Source organism: Geofilum rubicundum JCM 15548, from assembly GCF_000974365.1.
GTDB lineage: Bacteria > Bacteroidota > Bacteroidia > Bacteroidales > Marinilabiliaceae > Geofilum > Geofilum rubicundum.
Genome location: NZ_BAZW01000003.1, coordinates 47804 through 64664, shown reverse-complemented (window position 1 = coordinate 64664; position 16861 = coordinate 47804). Strand labels below are relative to the sequence as shown.

Annotated in this window: 11 protein-coding genes and 1 other RNA gene; 3 read left to right on the top strand and 9 right to left on the bottom strand. The window is 42.6% G+C overall.

Annotated elements, in window-relative coordinates:
* Positions 1-70: 70 nt before the first annotated feature.
* Together JCM15548_RS02440 and rho are read right to left on the bottom strand one after the other, a co-directional pair.
* Entirely contained in the window at positions 71-1258 is a 1188-nt protein-coding gene (locus JCM15548_RS02440) for an AAA family ATPase (RefSeq protein ID WP_227625361.1), read from the bottom strand.
* 335 nt (positions 1259-1593) lie between these two features.
* Complete coding sequence (gene rho / locus JCM15548_RS02435) at positions 1594-3549, bottom strand: transcription termination factor Rho (protein WP_062122289.1); 1956 nt, start codon at positions 3547-3549, stop codon at positions 1594-1596.
* Positions 3550-4072: 523 nt separating this feature from the next.
* On the opposite strand from rho, the gene JCM15548_RS02430 reads away from it, so the two are divergent.
* The 3 genes from JCM15548_RS02430 to ssrA all read left to right on the top strand — a co-directional run bounded on the left by JCM15548_RS02430 (position 4073) and on the right by ssrA (position 6161).
* Positions 4073-4939 carry a sigma-70 family RNA polymerase sigma factor gene (locus JCM15548_RS02430; protein ID WP_062122288.1) on the top strand — a complete coding sequence of 289 codons (867 nt, stop codon included), beginning with the start codon at positions 4073-4075 and terminating at the stop codon, positions 4937-4939.
* A gap of 26 nt (positions 4940-4965) precedes the next feature.
* The gene (rpe, locus tag JCM15548_RS02425) at positions 4966-5625 is read left to right on the top strand and encodes a ribulose-phosphate 3-epimerase (protein ID WP_062122287.1); all 660 of its coding nucleotides are present in this window, start codon (positions 4966-4968) and stop codon (positions 5623-5625) included.
* Positions 5626-5761: 136 nt separating this feature from the next.
* Positions 5762-6161, top strand: a transfer-messenger RNA (tmRNA) gene (gene ssrA / locus JCM15548_RS02420).
* Between the two features lie 284 nt (positions 6162-6445).
* On the opposite strand, the gene JCM15548_RS22675 is transcribed toward ssrA, so the two are convergent.
* The 7 genes from JCM15548_RS22675 to JCM15548_RS02390 form a co-directional block, all read right to left on the bottom strand.
* Positions 6446-7222 (bottom strand): Fic family protein, encoded by a 777-nt coding sequence (locus JCM15548_RS22675; RefSeq protein WP_262486860.1) that lies wholly within the window; start codon positions 7220-7222, stop codon positions 6446-6448.
* Between the two features lie 163 nt (positions 7223-7385).
* Entirely contained in the window at positions 7386-7979 is a 594-nt protein-coding gene (locus JCM15548_RS22670) for a hypothetical protein (protein WP_227625360.1), read from the bottom strand.
* Between the two features lie 206 nt (positions 7980-8185).
* The gene (locus tag JCM15548_RS02410; RefSeq protein WP_062122286.1) at positions 8186-10855 is read right to left on the bottom strand and encodes a hybrid sensor histidine kinase/response regulator transcription factor; all 2670 of its coding nucleotides are present in this window, start codon (positions 10853-10855) and stop codon (positions 8186-8188) included.
* Between the two features lie 289 nt (positions 10856-11144).
* A complete protein-coding gene (locus JCM15548_RS02405) occupies positions 11145-12017 on the bottom strand; it encodes a carbohydrate kinase family protein (protein ID WP_062122285.1) in 873 nt (290 codons plus the stop codon).
* A gap of 37 nt (positions 12018-12054) precedes the next feature.
* Positions 12055-13395 carry a sugar porter family MFS transporter gene (locus JCM15548_RS02400; RefSeq protein ID WP_062122284.1) on the bottom strand — a complete coding sequence of 447 codons (1341 nt, stop codon included), beginning with the start codon at positions 13393-13395 and terminating at the stop codon, positions 12055-12057.
* A gap of 12 nt (positions 13396-13407) precedes the next feature.
* Entirely contained in the window at positions 13408-15210 is a 1803-nt protein-coding gene (locus JCM15548_RS02395) for a glycoside hydrolase family 32 protein (RefSeq protein ID WP_062122283.1), read from the bottom strand.
* A 69-nt stretch (positions 15211-15279) separates the two neighbouring features.
* Positions 15280-16770 (bottom strand): glycoside hydrolase family 32 protein, encoded by a 1491-nt coding sequence (locus tag JCM15548_RS02390; protein ID WP_227625369.1) that lies wholly within the window; start codon positions 16768-16770, stop codon positions 15280-15282.
* Positions 16771-16861: the final 91 nt, after the last annotated feature.

Below are 16861 nucleotides of genomic sequence, written 5' to 3'. Positions count from 1 at the left end.
CTATTCTCTTTACAGTTAAAAAATCATTTAATTATTCTCGATTATCTTATAAAATCAGGCTTCAAGCTGCTTAATCCAAAAACCCAAACAACCACAGCGGTATTTCATGGCCTTTTCCAATCTCTTCCATTTCACTGGCCAACCAGGTCAACTGAGATTTATTGGCGCGTACCGGTGGATCCGGATGAGCTCCCACATTAAAAAGGTATTGATCTTCAATCAAAAAATCGGCCTTCCGACTGTAACCAACTTTGTGGCGGTAACCTACCTGATTACAAAAAAAAGTCTTGTGTAAGACCTCTAATGGAACTTCCCCCCGGGCTACGGAAAATGAAAGGTTAGGATTTTGCAGATATACTTCGGCAGGCTTCTTCAGCGGTTCCGGTTCTCCCTCATAAAGGAGATGAATAAGACTGGCCTGATTAAGATATTTCAAATAATTGATAATGGTCGCCCTGCTGGTAGCCACTTCGTTGCTCAAGCGACTAACATTCGGCTGAAATGGAGATGCGCAGGCTATAATATACAAAAGTTTTCTTAGTTTGGGAAGGTATTTCAGTTCAATTTGTTGAAGATAACTGATGTCAATTTCAAGTATCAGATTGATGTTCTTCAGAAGGTTTTCCAGGAAATTACTTTTCTCCTGAAAAAAAGGATAGTAGCCATGGTGCAGGTAATCGGTAAAATAGGCCAGCGGCTTAATTTTGTCAACAATATCAGTGGCAATGGCCACATGATTCTGCAACAAATCATTCAAAGCGAACCTTTTAAAATCACTGCCCGTTTCAATATTAAGATATTCCCTGAAAGAATACCCTTCCAGATGATATATATGGGCCCGCTTGTTAAAATGAGCCACTTCCTTATCAGCCAGCATCAAGGGCGATCCACTGAATATGATTTTTAAATCCGGCAAGTTATCGTAACACCACACCAATTCGTCTTCCCACCCCGGATACTTAAAAATCTGGTCGAGCACCAGTGTTTTTCCGCCTGTCTTTTGAAATTCATCGGCAAAGGAGGACAGTGAACGACTTGAAAAATAAAGGTTATTCAAATTAACGTACAGACAGACCTTATCACTGCCGTAAGTCTGTGCAATATAATCAAGCAAAAAAGTCGTTTTACCCACGCCCCGGGTACCAACAACACCAATCAACCGGTCATCCCAGTTAATATCATCCATCAAACCCCGACGCACAGATACATTTAAATGTTCCAGCAGGTACTTATGCGTTCTAAAAAAAGCCTGCATCATAGTAAATATGTTTCTTTATCTACTACAAAGTTAATATTTGTTGAACCACTTTTGCCACATAGAGATTGCAATACAGACCAGTTTGTGTTATTTATATCTCGTAAAAATAAGAGAAATGAGAAAAAATGCCGTTTTCAGCGACCTGCGTAACTCCTTGAATTAAAATGTTGTTTTTTACCGGAAGCAGTCAAAAACGTATTTTAGAATTGTTTTAAATAACTCATTGCCTATAGCTTGCTTTCACGTAACGACAAAGGGACCATCTAAAAAGACAGTCCCTTTGGTATTTATATAAAATAACGTCACTAAAAGCCGCTATTTTTTTGCTCCCGCAATTAATGAGAATTCATTGAAATAAGGAACTCTTCATTCGAATTGGTCTTCATCATACGGTCCTTAATGAATTCCATCGCTTCAACAGCATTCATGTCCGACAAGTAATTGCGAAGAATCCAGATCCGGTTCATCATTTCCTTATCCAACAGAAGATCTTCACGACGCGTACTTGAAGCCATAATGTCCACAGACGGGTAAACACGCTTGTTGGCCAGTTTCCTGTCCAGCTGAAGTTCCATGTTACCGGTACCTTTAAATTCTTCAAAAATAACATCGTCCATTTTCGAACCTGTATCGGTCAGGGCAGTCGCCAAAATAGTCAGCGAACCTCCATTTTCAATATTACGGGCTGCACCAAAAAAGCGCTTGGGCTTGTGCAGAGCGTTGGCATCCACCCCACCCGACAAGACCTTACCGGAAGCAGGAGACACCGTATTGTAAGCACGGGCCAAACGGGTAATGGAATCCAAAAGAATCACCACATCATGACCACACTCGGTCATGCGCTTCGCCTTTTCCAAAACAATGTTGGCCACTTTCACATGCCGATCTGCCGGCTCATCAAAAGTGGAGGAAATCACCTCTGCATTAACGCTACGGGCCATATCGGTCACCTCTTCGGGACGCTCATCAATCAGTAGAATGATCATGTAGACCTCAGGATGGTTCGAGGCTATGGCGTTGGCTATATCCTTCAACAAAACCGTTTTACCCGTCTTGGGCTGCGCCACAATCAAACCGCGCTGACCTTTACCAATGGGTGAGAACAGATCAACCACCCTTGATGAGAAGTTGGATCTTGGTCCACCGGTCAAATTGAATTTTTCATCCGGAAATACCGGAGTCAAGTGATCAAAAGGAACACGATCCCGCACAAAATCAGGCGTACGACCGTTAATGGATTCCACCTTAATCAGCGGAAAATACTTCTCTCCCTCTTTGGGTGGACGAATAGCGCCCAAAACCATGTCACCGGTTTTCAGACCAAACAATTTGATCTGTGACTGAGACACGTAAATATCATCCGGAGAATTGAGGTAATTATAATCTGAGGAGCGCAGAAAACCATAACCGTCGGGCATAATTTCCAAAACACCGGAAGCGGATATAATGCCTTCAAACTCAAAAGCTTTTTCTTCTTTGCGACTGTTTTGCCTTTCATTACGGTCGTTGACGCGCTTGGGCTGATTTTGATTATCCGGTCTGCCCTGAGGCTGACGATCGTCCTTGCGCCCTTGGGGCTGGCGGTCGTCCTGACGTCCTTGTGGTTGACGATCATCCTGACGCCCTTGGGGCTGGCGGTCGTCTGGACGCTTTTGTGGCTGGGGATCATTCTGACGTCCTTGTGGTTGACGGTCGTCCTGTTCGCCTTGTGGCTGACGGTCGTCCTGACGCTCATTGCGGTTCTTGTTACGATGGTCATCCTGCTTTCTGGGCTGTGGCTGGCGCTTTTCCTTACCCGCATTGGGAACTTGCTTGTCGGACGCCTTTTCAGAAACCTCAGCAGCTTTTTCAGTAGCAACAGCCTGAGCCTTGGCCGGCTGTGGCTTAGATGGCATCTCTTTCTTATCCACGACCTTCTCCTGACGAGGCACATCAGGCTTTGGTGGCCGGGTCTGTTCCTTAGCAGGAACCGGTTCTTTTTTGTTTTCTAAAGGCTGATTTTTAGCACGTGGTTCTTTGGTTTCTTTGACGTGCGGAGCTCTTTTCGGATTTTCAGGCTGCTCGCCAGCTGATTTTGGTGGACGTCCGCGACGTCCGCGTTTATCCTGACTGTTTTCAGCGCCACGCGGCTCCTTTGTTGTTCTTTCAGAAGCTTTTATGGCTTGCGCATCCAATATTTGGTAAATTAAGTCCTGCTTTTTAAAGGACTCAACGCGCTTAATATCCAATTCTTTTGCAATGGTGCGTAAATCCACCAGCAGCTTCTTGTTTAATTCAAGAATGTCATACATAATTTATAAAATACTTTTGAAACAATCGAAATTGACTTTTTTTGAGGATATATAGAACAAGTTACTTATATACGGCAGGGAATTAAAGAGTTACAGCCTTAGCACTGTTTATTTTCAATCACAGAAGTTCCCAAAAAGGAACAAGCTTCAGATTAAGATGGTTATGCATGTGTAAAAACCTGATAATTGAATTTATCTAAATGGACCGGACATGATCTTTTTTATGATAGATACCACTTTTCATGTAAGAGTTGAAAAGCCAATGCCTGATTTTGATAACTTAAACAACAAGTTGCCCAAGGCGTCTGGAAACAGAAAACAGGGTTCTCAAACATTGCAAACTTAAACAATCCTGTTAAACCATCAAAATTTTCCTGTTTTTTTTCTCCATAAGCAGATAAAAACTTATATACTTGTACAATATTAATCAAAAAAACATAAAAACGTGAAACACCGATTACATTTTTTTGTTAATATTACAAGACCTTGCTACCTATACTGAACCTATTTTTTTAAGTACCGTATGAGACAACTCAAAATCACCAAACAAGTTACCAATCGCGAAGCGCCTTCTTTAGATAAATATCTGCATGAAATAGGAAAAGTTCAACTTATAACAGCAGAGGAAGAGGTCGGGCTCGCAAAAAAAATACGACAGGGAGACTCTGCTGCACTGGAGCGCTTAATAAATGCCAACCTTCGATTTGTTGTTTCGGTAGCGAAACAATATCAGAATCAGGGACTCAGTCTTCCCGACCTCATCAACGAAGGGAATCTCGGTTTAATCAAAGCCGCTCAGCGTTTCGATGAAACGCGTGGCTTTAAATTTATTTCCTATGCCGTTTGGTGGATTCGCCAATCCATCCTTCAGGCCCTGGCCGAACAAGCCCGCATTGTACGTTTGCCACTTAACAAAATCGGCAGCATCAACAAAGTCAACAACACCTTCGCCAGATTAGAACAGGAGTTTCAGCGCGAACCCACCGCCAACGAAATTGCCGACATTCTGGACATGGCACCCAAAGAGGTCAAAGAAGCCCTGAAAGTTTCTTCGCGACATGTTTCCATGGATGCGCCACTAAAAGCCGATGAAGAAAACACCTTATATGATGTATTGCTTTCATCTGAGGGTAACAGTCCCGACTCACAGTTGCTGGACGACTCTCTTCGCCGCGAAATAGAACGCTCATTATCCACCCTCTCGGCCCGCGAAGCAGACATTGTCAAGCTTTACTATGGTCTGAACGGCGAACCTCCCTACTCGTTAGAAGAAATTGGAAAGCTTTTTAATCTGACCCGGGAGCGCGTTCGTCAAATAAAAGAAAAAGCCATCAAGCGACTGAAGCACACGTATAGAAGTAAGATTCTCAGATCTTATCTGGGAGAATAAAAACATAAAGAACCAGCAAAAATACCATGCAACCATTAATAGCACCCTCCTTATTAGCAGCAGATTTCACCCATTTAGCCAAAGACATTGACATGATCAACAACAGTGAAGCCGACTGGTTTCACCTGGACATCATGGATGGCGTCTTTGTGCCCAATATTTCCTTTGGCATTCCCATCGTAGAAGCCGTGCATGCCCTGGCTAAAAAACCTTTGGATGTCCATTTAATGATCGTGCAGCCTGAGCGCTACATCGAGACCTTTAAAAAAGCCGGCGCCCATTTGCTAAACGTGCATTACGAAGCCAGTCCACACCTGCACCGCACCATTCAAAGCATACACCAGCAGGGAATGAAAGCAGGCGTCACGCTCAATCCGCACACCCCCATAAGTGTTCTGGAAGAAATCATTACAGATGTGGAGCTGGTACTCATCATGTCGGTCAACCCCGGCTTTGGCGGTCAGAAATTCATCCCCGGTTCGCTCGAAAAAATCAGCAAGCTCAAGGAACTCATCCTCAAGCGCAACAGTTCTGCCCTTATTGAAGTCGATGGCGGAGTGGACGACACCAATGCCCAGGCATTGGTGCAGGCCGGAGCTGACGTACTCGTAGCCGGCAGCTATGTTTTTAAGGCACAAAATCCGTCCGAAGCCATCCAAAAGCTTAAGCACGGCAACAACATTTAACCATAATGCATTGAATTCAAGCACTTTATCCATTATTTAAAGATCAATCACAATTTATTCAAACACCCCATTTGTGCCCTTCGTGTAATTAGTGGATTCAGAAAAAATTTGTATCTTTGTACCCTTACACCATTTTGGGGCTGACCTGGATTTGACAGCGAGGTAAAGTGGTATGTAAGCATGCCGAGCAATGGGATACCGGCTCGTAAATCATGGATCTCAACTTTATTAACTGGCGAAAACAATTACGCTCTCGCAGCCTAATCGAAGTATAGTAGATGGGCATTATCCTTGCTCCAGGAGCTTGGACGAGACATTTCCCGGGTGCTACTCCCTGAAGCGGCCCGAATCGGAGATGTGGAAAAATCGGGGATAGTCATAGGGTTGCTTTGGCCCCATGGCGAAACTAAAGAAGCTAAGGCGGCGTCCGGGTGTCTGTTCCCAAACGTCGTTCGAAAACCAATAACAGAATAAGCATGTAGAAAGCGTATGGCTTACTTGTTTGGACGAGGGTTCGATTCCCTCCAGCTCCACCAAAACACATTTTCAATTTTTCAAAACACTTCAAAACCCTTTACTACAAAGGGTTTTTGTGTTTTATAAAATTCCATTCTTTTCATCTTTTTTCTATATTTAGGGCCGCCAATCAGGATTCTATCCGCGAACAGCCACACAATTTCCGGTTTCATCGATCCATGCTGGTGGTGTTGGGGCGTGTAAGAACAGTGCCAAGCTGGTTCTGAAAAAGATAACCGACATGTGTGGTGATTAACTGCTTGACTAGGCTCTGGATCCATAAGCTATGGAAACAAGTGTTCCATCAAGTTTCAAAAATTTCCTTAAAGGCATTTTCGATTATTTCAACTTCACCAGCTTTTAATTCAGCAAATTCTTTGGCCCTTGCCCTCTTAGAAAGGGTTCCTCCATTTTGTTCAAGAAACCTGACCAACATGGATACGAATGTATCAGGCATTTCGAACTGATCATCGATGAACCGCTTGAATTCATCATATTTCAAAATGTAGCTGACTTCTTCAGGAATGATCCGGTTGATGGTATCAAAAACACACTCAAATAAAAATTCAGCTTGCTTGGTGGCATCGAAATAACGATAATAATCAATGGTATCATTAAGTACTTCAACGTTGTGATCGGCTGTTGTTTTCCATTCAATCAATTCAAGAACAGGATGTGAATACGATTCCAATGCCATCCTGTATACTTCGATCTTATCCAGAATTGACGCAGACACAGGAAATATGACTCCCTGTTGAGCAATATTCAACTTGGCCAGAATATGATGAATTAGGTAACGGTGCATCCGACCGTTGCCATCGGTAAATGGATGAATAAATACAAACCCAAAGGCAATTATAGTTGCTGCCAAAACAGGGTCAAATTTCCTTTCTTCCAATAAGTTTGATGTCTCGATTAGTCCATCAATCAAGCAATCAACATCTTGCCATCTCGCAGAAATATGATCTGGAATTGGTTCACCACTTATCCGCTCACGATCACCCACAAAACCACCCTCGGTTCGAAATCCCATCTTGGTGAACCGTTTACTTTCAATGATGATTTGCTGAAGCCGTAGCAATTCTTCTATTGTTAGAGGATTACGTCCGGCCTCTCCTATGGCTTTACCCCATCTTAGCGCCCGATTGGTGCCGGGGTTTTCGCCTCAATGGTAAAAGATGCTTTTGAATCCTTTAGCAGTAGGAAAGATGCAGCACGTTGCATCACATCTTTATGGATCCCTTTTATATAGTTACTTTTTTTATCATGCAAATTGGAGAAAACAAATTCTTCGAGCCTTTCTGTTTTATAAATGAGAGGACAAAAATCAGGAGTTCCTGGCAAATTATTGATAATTCGATGCTGGATGATCTTTCCCCTCTAACAGCAAACTGAAGTTTCTCATCAACCAATGGAACAAAATTACCTTGCTTCAGGTCTGGAATAGCAAGTGAATGGTTCATGAGCCATTCATACAAAAACCAGATTCTCCGGCTGTACTGGCTTGTGGGTTCCATCTGAACAATTTCTGCCAGTTCGTTGTGATCAATAGATTCAAATAGCTTTTTAAATATTAACAGGTTGATCCCTTCATATTTTAAAGCAAAAACAAGTTGCCTGTAAAGTGTATTGTCAGTTTTATATTTTGGAGGAAAGACCATCCATCCATCGGTTTCATACTTCCTTTTTTTCTGACTGATTAAAGTGAGTTTGGCCGGAAGCGTTACAGACAAGCTAAAGTTTTCAATAATTGCTCCATAGCCTTCCAGAAATCCTTCTTCTGGTGCTTGTCTTCCGTGAAAAAAAGTCACCTGTGGAGAAATGCATTTATTTTTCATACTGTTTTAGGAAAAACACTTCCATCAAAGATAAGAGAAAAACAATTACAAAAGGAGAATAATGGATATAATTCACACATTAAAAGGAAATACGATTACAACAATGTGGCGATCGATTCCCTCCAGCTCCACTTTTGCTCCCCGAAGCCTTTGGCTTTGGGGAGTTTTAAATGGTTAAAAATCCTCATCTCAACCATCCAAGTTCATTACTTTTGATAATCCGTTGGACTTTTGTCATAGTAATCTTTAAAGCACTTGGCAAAGTAAGAAGGAGAAGTGAATCCAACTCTATAAGCAATTTCAGAGACACTCAACTCTGAGGTGTTGATTAATTCCTGAGCCTTTTGCAGCCGCATTATACGTAAAAGTTCATTGGGCGAGTAATTTGTCAGGGCTTTTGTTTTTCTGTAGAGTTGCGACCGGGAGAGCCCCATGTTTCGTCCCAAATCTTCGACATTCAATTCAGATTCCGTGTAATTGTCCTCAAGCAAATGTCTGAACTTATTAATAAATGATTGATCTGCATCCTTATCCAGCTCCGGAGAATCGGACTTAGAGAAAAATCCGGCACTAAAGACTTCCTTTAAACGTTTGCGATTTTCAAGCAAATTTTGGATGCGTGCCTCCAAAATTTTAACATTAAAGGGCTTGGAAATATAATCATCAGCGCCGCTTTCTAAACCTGTGATGCGTTGCTCATCCAGTGAACAAGCGGTTAAAAGTATGATAGGGATATGACTGGTGGATATTTCAGTCTTTAGCTTTCGACTGAGATCGACCCCATCCATCCCGGGCATCATCACATCTGAAATTATCAAATCCGGCACATGCTTCATAGCTATTTTGTAGCCCGACAATCCATCTTCAGCCTCCAGAACCAAAAATTTGGATTCCAAAATCAACCGCACATAAGAACAGATTTCAGGATTGTCATCAATGACCAATACCTTTTGGCGGTCATCAATGTCCTGCTCATTGACAAAAGGATCCTTTGTTGGCTGAGGGACAACAGGAATCATGGGCCTGTCAGCAATGGCTTCAGGACTATGCTTTCCAATCTCAGCCACAGGCTGATGATAGGGCAACAAAACTTTAAAAGTTGTTGAGGATGTATCTCCAACTACTTCAACAGAACCCCTGTGCAGCTCGGCAAATGCTTTAACAATGGCCAGACCAATGCCGGAACCGCCAGCTCCTGATTCAATCTGATAATATCGATCGAATAAGCGATCCCTATTTTCTTTCGGAATGCCTTTGCCAGAATTGCTGACTTCAATGGATAAAAAGGGCTGACCATCCTTTTCAATCTGGGCAAGATTCACTTTGATGAATCCATCCGAGGGGGTAAACTTCAAGGCATTGGATAGCAGATTAAGATAAATACTTTCAAACTTCAGCAAATCAAAGGGCATGGTGTAGGACACATCACTCATGGAGCTAAAACTGAGTCGCACCCGCTTTTTAATGGCCAGTTCCTGAACCGACTCATTCCAACTTTCAATGACCTGCTTTATATCTCCCCATTGCAAATCCAAATGCAATTGCCCCGTCTCAAATTTTCTAAAATCAATGATCTGATCGACCAGTTTAAGGAGAATCTCAACATTTCTTTGTGCCAGAGTCAGCAATCGCTTTTGATTGCTCTTTAGATCTTCACTTTCCAGAAGCGTACCTAAAGGCCCGGCGATGAGCGTCAATGGCGTTCTAAATTCATGCGAAATATTGGTAAAAAACATAAGCTTGGCAAAAGTGGCTTCTTCTAACTTTCGGGACAGCTCCACCAACTGATCGCGCTGTTCTTCAACAATTTGCTTTTGTTTACTAATGGCATCATTTTTTTGCTCCAGCTTGATGGTCATCAGGGTCTTTGACCGATAGGCCCGGTACTGAACCAGGGACAGCACCACCAAAAGAAGGACAATAGCAATGGCACTATACAACAAATACTGCTGCATGGCATATTGCGAGGTAAAGACATCAATTCTGGTATTGAAATAATCAATCTTATCTCTCTGATCCAAAATCTCATCACTCTGAAGTTTCAACACCCGGGCATTTGTAAAATCAACGACGGCCGTGACCAGTGGATTGTTTTTCTCATAGGTCTCGTCATTAAGAATTTTCAAAGCCAATTGTATGATGCGATCCCCTCCTGTTGGGTAAATAAAAGTCGCAGTCAGCTCCTTTTCCAATACTTTTTCAATACCACCATCCTCTCCAGGTAAGGCATCAATACCAACAAAAGCAATCGAATCTTGAATCCCAAGCTCCTTTGCAGCCTTAAATGCCCCTGAGGCCATTCGATCATTGTGTGCAAAAATCAGATCAACCCGCTTTTGACTATTCAAAAATGCCAGCGTTTTTTCATAGGCAATATCTTCAGACCATTCTGCATCGAAGCTCTCAACGACTTTTAAATCAGGGAATCGACTTGTAGTGGAATAGAAGCCCTGGTTCCGGTCAATAGCAGGGGTGGATCCTTCCAATCCCTTTATTTCAAGAACGGTCCCGGCTCTTCCCAAAACAGTTGACACATAAGTGCCCACTTCCTGTCCAATGGCATAGTTGTCGGCTCCAATAAAAGCAGTATACCTGTCCGATAGTATTTTCCTATCCACCAACAAAACGGGAAATCCTAAATCATAAGCCTTTTCAACAACGGGGGTGAGGGGAGCCGCCTCATTAGGAGAGATAATTAAAAGATCTACCTTTTGATCTATCAACTGCTGAATGTGTTGAATTTGTTGTTCATTGTTGTCGTTGGCTGACAATACAATCAATTCAATATTGCTATGAAGTGCTGTTTCATGCAGCATTTCCATATTCATTTTATCGCGCCAGGCATCGTCACTACATTGGGAAACACCAATCACCATTTTTCTGGATTTTCTTTCACAGCTGTGGAAAAGGACAGCTATCAATAATCCAAACAAAAGCCCTCTTATCATTGAAAACCCATTCATTACAATTCCCCTTCAATCAATTTTGGTTAAATGATTAACGCATCATGAAGATAGGTCATTAAAAGGTAATAGCAAACGACTCAGAAAACAAATCCTTTTGCAGTTTGAAATGGCAACAAATGCAACCTATATAAAAATCAGGCACAAAGAAGTCATTTGGACAACCCCCTTGCGCCTGCCAATAAAGCTTCCATTGACTATTTTACTTTAAAAGGGCTGAAGGCAAAACGGGCATCGCCCCTTTTTGGGTGCAAACATAGGCAGACACCTCTACAGCTCTTTTGTGCGCCTGGGCAATGTCATTGCCATTTAGCAGACCTGCCACAAAGGCACCGGTAAAAGAATCGCCGGCCCCAACCGTATCGGCCACTTCCACTTTTGGTGTTTCTAAAAACGATGTCTCATTTTTTGAGAATACAAAACTGCCATTCTCACCCCGGGTTAGCACCACTATGTTTAGATCGTAATCACCCATAAGGGTCTGACAAATCAGTCCTTCCTCGGCCACTTTGATCTCCAACAACTCAGCCACACGGACCAATTCTTCTTCGTTGATCTTTAAAACATTGGCCATCTTGAGGGAATCAACAATGATCGCTTGATTGTAGAAGGATTGCCGCAAATTGATATCGAAAACCTTCAAGGCATTGGAAGAAACTAAACCAACAAATGCCTGAATGCTGGCTCTGGAGACCGGATGTCGCTGAGCCAGGGACCCAAAACAAACAGCATCTGCTTGTTGGGCCAGCTCCTTCATCTCATGGGTCAAAGGAATGTTATCCCATGCCACGTTTTCGCAGATCTCATACTCCGGAATACCATTGCCATTTAAGGTAACCTTTACCGTTCCTGTAGGAAACGCTGTTTCCTCCAACATACATTGCAAAGGTTTGCCTTTCAAGGCTTCCCATATTTGATCACCCAAATCATCCTTACCTACAGCACTTATCGCATAACCTTCCAGTCCCAGCTGCGTGGCATGGTAAGCAAAGTTAGCCGGAGCCCCTCCCAAAACCTTTCCTTCGGGAAAAACATCCCAAAGAATTTCGCCTATTCCTACTACTTTTTTATTCATAACGTCTCTTTTTCCAATAAGAAATATTCAACATTTATTAATTGGCAATCCCCAGTTCTTCCTCGATTTGTTCCAGGGATTTACCCTTAGTTTCCGGAATCCATATTTTTACAAAAACAAAAGCCAGCAAACTAAAGAAGCCAAAAAAGCCAAAGAGTACGGCTCCACCATATTGATTCAGGATATAGGGTGAGAACTGTACCGTTACAAAGGTAAACATCCAGCTGACAGCTGTTGAAAAGGATAAAGCCATGCCTCTTACCCTGTTGGGAAACATCTCAGAGGTGACCACCCACATGACCGGCGCAAAGGAGGCAGCAAAAAAGGCGATATAACCCAACAAAGCAATTAAAATACCAACATTGCTACCTGAGAAAGCAAAAGCATAGGTAATGTAGCCCAGAGAAAGGGTCATCCCTACAGCCCCCCATAGAAGCAGTGTTTTTCGTCCCCAGCTGTCAACGAGATACAAGGCCACAATAGTAGCCAGAAAATTGACTAAGCCCACCAGCATCGATTGCAAAAGAGCCGTTTCACCTGCCACACCTGTCAACTCAAAAATAATGGGTGCATAGTTGACCACCGCATTGATACCTGTGACCTGCTGAAAAGCGGCTAAAACAGTTCCCAGCAAAACCACCTTCCCGGTCTTTCCCTTAAAAATATCCGAAAACCGGGCCTTATCTTTTGTCCGATCGACTTTTAGCGAATCCTCAATTTTACCCAAGGCCTTTCTGGCAAAAACGTCTCCGCCAACTTTAGACAGCACAGAAAAAGCCTCGTCCTGTTTGTTATTGGCCACTAACCAACGTGGTGTTTCGGGAAAGGAACTCATTAAAAAGAATAAGAAAATAACACTGAAAACAGCTGGAATTCCCAACATGTAACGCCAGCCATCTTCAAAACCCACAAACAAATAACCCACCACATAGGCTAAAAGAATACCAATCACAATGGCAAACTGATTAAAAGAGACCAGGGTTCCTCGTTTCTCCGGAGGAGAAACCTCTGAAATATACATGGGTCCGGCCACTGAGACGGCACCGACAGCTATTCCTCCTATGATTCGATAGATAGCCAAAGCAATAGCTGAACCCGAAAGAGCACTGCCCAGCGCAGAAATTAAGAAAAGAATGGAGGCCATCACCAACAGTTTCTTTCTGCCAAATTTATCGGCAAAATAACCGGTAGAAATCGCACCGATAAGACAACCAATGGTTAACACACTAACAACTGCCCCCAATCCTCCATCTGTCAGGCTAAAAACATCCTGTATGGAGTTTACAGCACCGGCCACACTGGCCATATTCAGACCAAACAATAATCCCCCGTTTATAGCTACAAAGGTTATCCAATAGATATACTTATTCGATTGCATACTTCTTACTTTTTAATTTAAACGATAAATTTTAAAATCCTGCACAATGGTATTCCCGCCTTTGGTATAAAATTTAAGACGGTTGTAGGGTTCCGTTGGAAAAACAATGTTAGTCATCACAGTAGATCCTTTGCCTTCAAATATTTCAACAGAAGCCTTATCCACCAAGATCCTTAATTCGTACCTTTCCTTTTTCTCCACCGGAGCAAAAGTCACCGCCTTAAAGCGATCATTAAAATCAGTCAATCCACTGTTAGTTCTATCCATATACAATTCACCCTTGGACAAACTGATGGAGATATCAACCACTTCACCATTGTTATTAAACAAGGTCAACCCTGCCACATCTGAATCAGAAGCATCAAGCGCCAGGGTCAACTCATACGCTCCTTCGTTATGGTTCAAAAGACTATCTACTACATGCTCATTTTCAACCACAATATGGTCGAAAGAGATCTCCTCAGTCCGGAGTTTCTTCAACTCTTCCACAGGATAGCTGGCCAACACCAACTCTTCCCCTTTGGTTACCAATTTGAGCTCACGCGCCACCGTCATGGCACTTCTAAAATTCTTAGTAGGTACATCGTTGGCATACTCCCAATTGCTCATCCAACCTATAGCCAATCTTCTGCCGTCTGATTCGGGCACATCCGACCAGGTAACCGTGGCGTAATGATCCTTGCCCCAATCCATCCATTTAATGTCAGAAGGTTCAGCGTGATTGGTAAAAACACGGCCATCAAAATCTCCAATAAAATACTGAGCAGCTGATCCGCCTGAAGGACCTCCGGGATTCAGATTGCAAATCAGCACCCATCTGCTTTCTCCCGCCTCGCCTTCAACAGCCATTTCAAACAGATCGGGACACTCCCAAATGCCTCCCTGAGCCCCCTGACCTTGACCAAAACTGCTTTCATACTGCCAATCAATTCCATTGTCAGAGGAGTAAAGCTCCATCTCTTTCTTTAGGGAGCGGGCAATGACCATCACCCAACGCTCTGTGTCAGCATGCCAAAACACCTTAGGATCGCGAAAATCAGGATCATCTTCAAAATGGGTCAGAATGGGATTTTTTTCATACTTTGTCCAGGTTTCGCCCTTGTCGTTGCTGTAGGCCAGACTCTGGACCTGTCCGTTTGGACCAGCATGGGTAAAGTAGGCCAGCAATGTTTTCTCTTCTCCGGATTGTAATCCAGTGGTATTGTGCATATCCACTACCGCACTGCCCGAAAAAATAGCGCCTAAAGTGTCCGGGTACAATGCCACCGGCTGATGCTCCCATGTCACCAGATCTTTGGAAGTAGCATGTCCCCAACTCATGTTTTGCCATCTGGTTCCCAAAGGATTGTACTGATAGGCCAAATGAAAAACGCCGTCGTAATAAACCATTCCGTTGGGATCGTTCATCCAGCCATAAGGCGGGGTAAAATGAAATGCCGGACGGTATTTCTCATCGTAATTATAATCAAAGGTGTCGGCCAATTTTACATTGTCCAAAAATAAATCATAACCCTCGAATTCATTCAATAGAATAGTGACCGACTTCTCATTAAGATTGGATAAATCCAGCGGTACCCAATAATCAATCCGATTATGGGCCGGACGAATAACAAAGGTGTTGAAATGGTCGTTATTAACCTCGACTTCCATTGGCTTCTCCGGAGCTGCATCCTCCATAGGCATTAACAGGTATTTTGAGTCTGCACTAAAACTAAGAACAGCTCCATCATCAACCTTTTGCACAACGACTTCTGTCCGGGTGTTACATGCAGCAAAAATGACAGCAAGCACTAAATAAATCACAATCCTTTTCATACAAATATTTTTTAATCAATAAACCTTTCAAACCATTCTCTTACGTCAACCCATCTATAAATCTTTACATTACCATATAGAATTAAAAACCCGAACCCCAATGTTCACATCCAAACTTCCATTATCTGACACAATGTTCATTTGGTCATATATTTCCTTGGGAAACACCAGGTTTGTCTGGCAGCTTAACCCTTCATTTATGAAGACCTCTACTGAACTTTGATCAACAAAAACATTGAGCTTAATTTTATCCAACCCTGAATGCACGGGACTAGAAAAACGACCGGGGAAATGTGCAAAGTTAAAGGACACATGGCCGGAATTTCGCCTGTCAAAATAGAGCTGTCCATTGAGCAGATCCAACTCAATCTTTACAATATCTCCATGCACATTGGACAACTCGAGAACCGGGTTAGTATCTTGAACGTCAGAAAATTCTATCTCCAATTCATAAGCAGGTGGGGCAGTGATCCCCATCTCTACAGTTTTAGACTCATTGACTATCGTCCCTGTAAAAACGCTATTCCAATCTGATGCAATAGATTCAATCTCTGAAACAACCTCAGACCCCAACAGTAAATAATTATCCGAATGCTGCACCAATGACAATGAACGCGGCAGCGTCATTGCTCCCCTGAAACCACTGGTAGGAGTTTGATTGGCATAATTCCAATTACTCATCCACCCGATAAAAATGGCTCTTCCATCGGTGTCAGGAATATTACTCCAGGTAACACCGGCATAATTATCACGACCATAATCAAGCCACAAAGGATAAGGTGCGGGATCAGCTTTAAAACTGAGACCGTCAAAACTCCCAACAAAATATTGAGTTGCCGTACCACCATTAGGTGCGTTTGTTGTACTTACGAGCAACACCCACTTTTTTTCTCCATTAAACTCAAGTGGAAATAAATCAGGACATTCCCATATGCCATAGGGACCCCCATCATAATATCTAAACTCACTTAAGTATTCCCAATCAATTAAATTCGCAGAACCGTAAAAAGTAATGGTGTGATGTGTTGACAGAGACATCACCCATTTGTTGGTAGCTTCATGCCAAAAAACCTTCGGATCTCTAAAATCGGCCATCCCAGGGTTTTCAATAACCGGATTCTCAGAGTACTTGGTAAAAGTACGTCCCTTATCTGTGCTATAAGCAATGGATTGGGTCTGTTTTTGTCCTGAAGAAGTGTAAATGGCCACCATGGCATTCTCCCCAAAACCAGCCGTATTGTTTTTATCAATTACAGCACTGCCTGAAAAAATAGCACCCAATTCATCAGGGTATAGTTTAACAGCTTGCTGCTCCCACTTTAACAGGTCCTTACTTATCGCATGTCCCCAACTCATGTTTCCCCATACAGTACCTAATGGATTATACTGATAAAACAGATGATACTCCCCATCCAAATAAACCATTCCATTGGGATCATTTATCCAATTTTTTTGGGGTGAAAAATGAATTTGGGGACGGTATACATCTTCAAAATCTGTTTTTCCTCCTTGATAATCAAACTCATCAGTATCACATGAAAGTAAAACGATGGAACTCAAAAAAAAGAAACAAACCAAACTGAAATAAATCTTTTACTTGTGACATAACGCTTTTGTCTAATTAAACATAGATTTTGTTGCCAGACTCATG

Coding starts and splice junctions, on each gene's coding strand:
- JCM15548_RS22670 (WP_227625360.1), bottom strand. CDS start 7,979: ATGAAAAATAAATGCATTTCTCCACAGGTGACTTTTTTTCACGGAAGA.
- rho (WP_062122289.1), bottom strand. CDS start 3,549: ATGTATGACATTCTTGAATTAAACAAGAAGCTGCTGGTGGATTTACGC.
- JCM15548_RS02410 (WP_062122286.1), bottom strand. CDS start 10,855: ATGGTGATTGGTGTTTCCCAATGTAGTGACGATGCCTGGCGCGATAAA.
- JCM15548_RS02430 (WP_062122288.1), top strand. CDS start 4,073: ATGAGACAACTCAAAATCACCAAACAAGTTACCAATCGCGAAGCGCCT.
- JCM15548_RS02405 (WP_062122285.1), bottom strand. CDS start 12,017: ATGAATAAAAAAGTAGTAGGAATAGGCGAAATTCTTTGGGATGTTTTT.
- JCM15548_RS02395 (WP_062122283.1), bottom strand. CDS start 15,210: ATGAAAAGGATTGTGATTTATTTAGTGCTTGCTGTCATTTTTGCTGCA.
- rpe (WP_062122287.1), top strand. CDS start 4,966: ATGCAACCATTAATAGCACCCTCCTTATTAGCAGCAGATTTCACCCAT.
- JCM15548_RS02440 (WP_227625361.1), bottom strand. CDS start 1,258: ATGATGCAGGCTTTTTTTAGAACGCATAAGTACCTGCTGGAACATTTA.
- JCM15548_RS02400 (WP_062122284.1), bottom strand. CDS start 13,395: ATGCAATCGAATAAGTATATCTATTGGATAACCTTTGTAGCTATAAAC.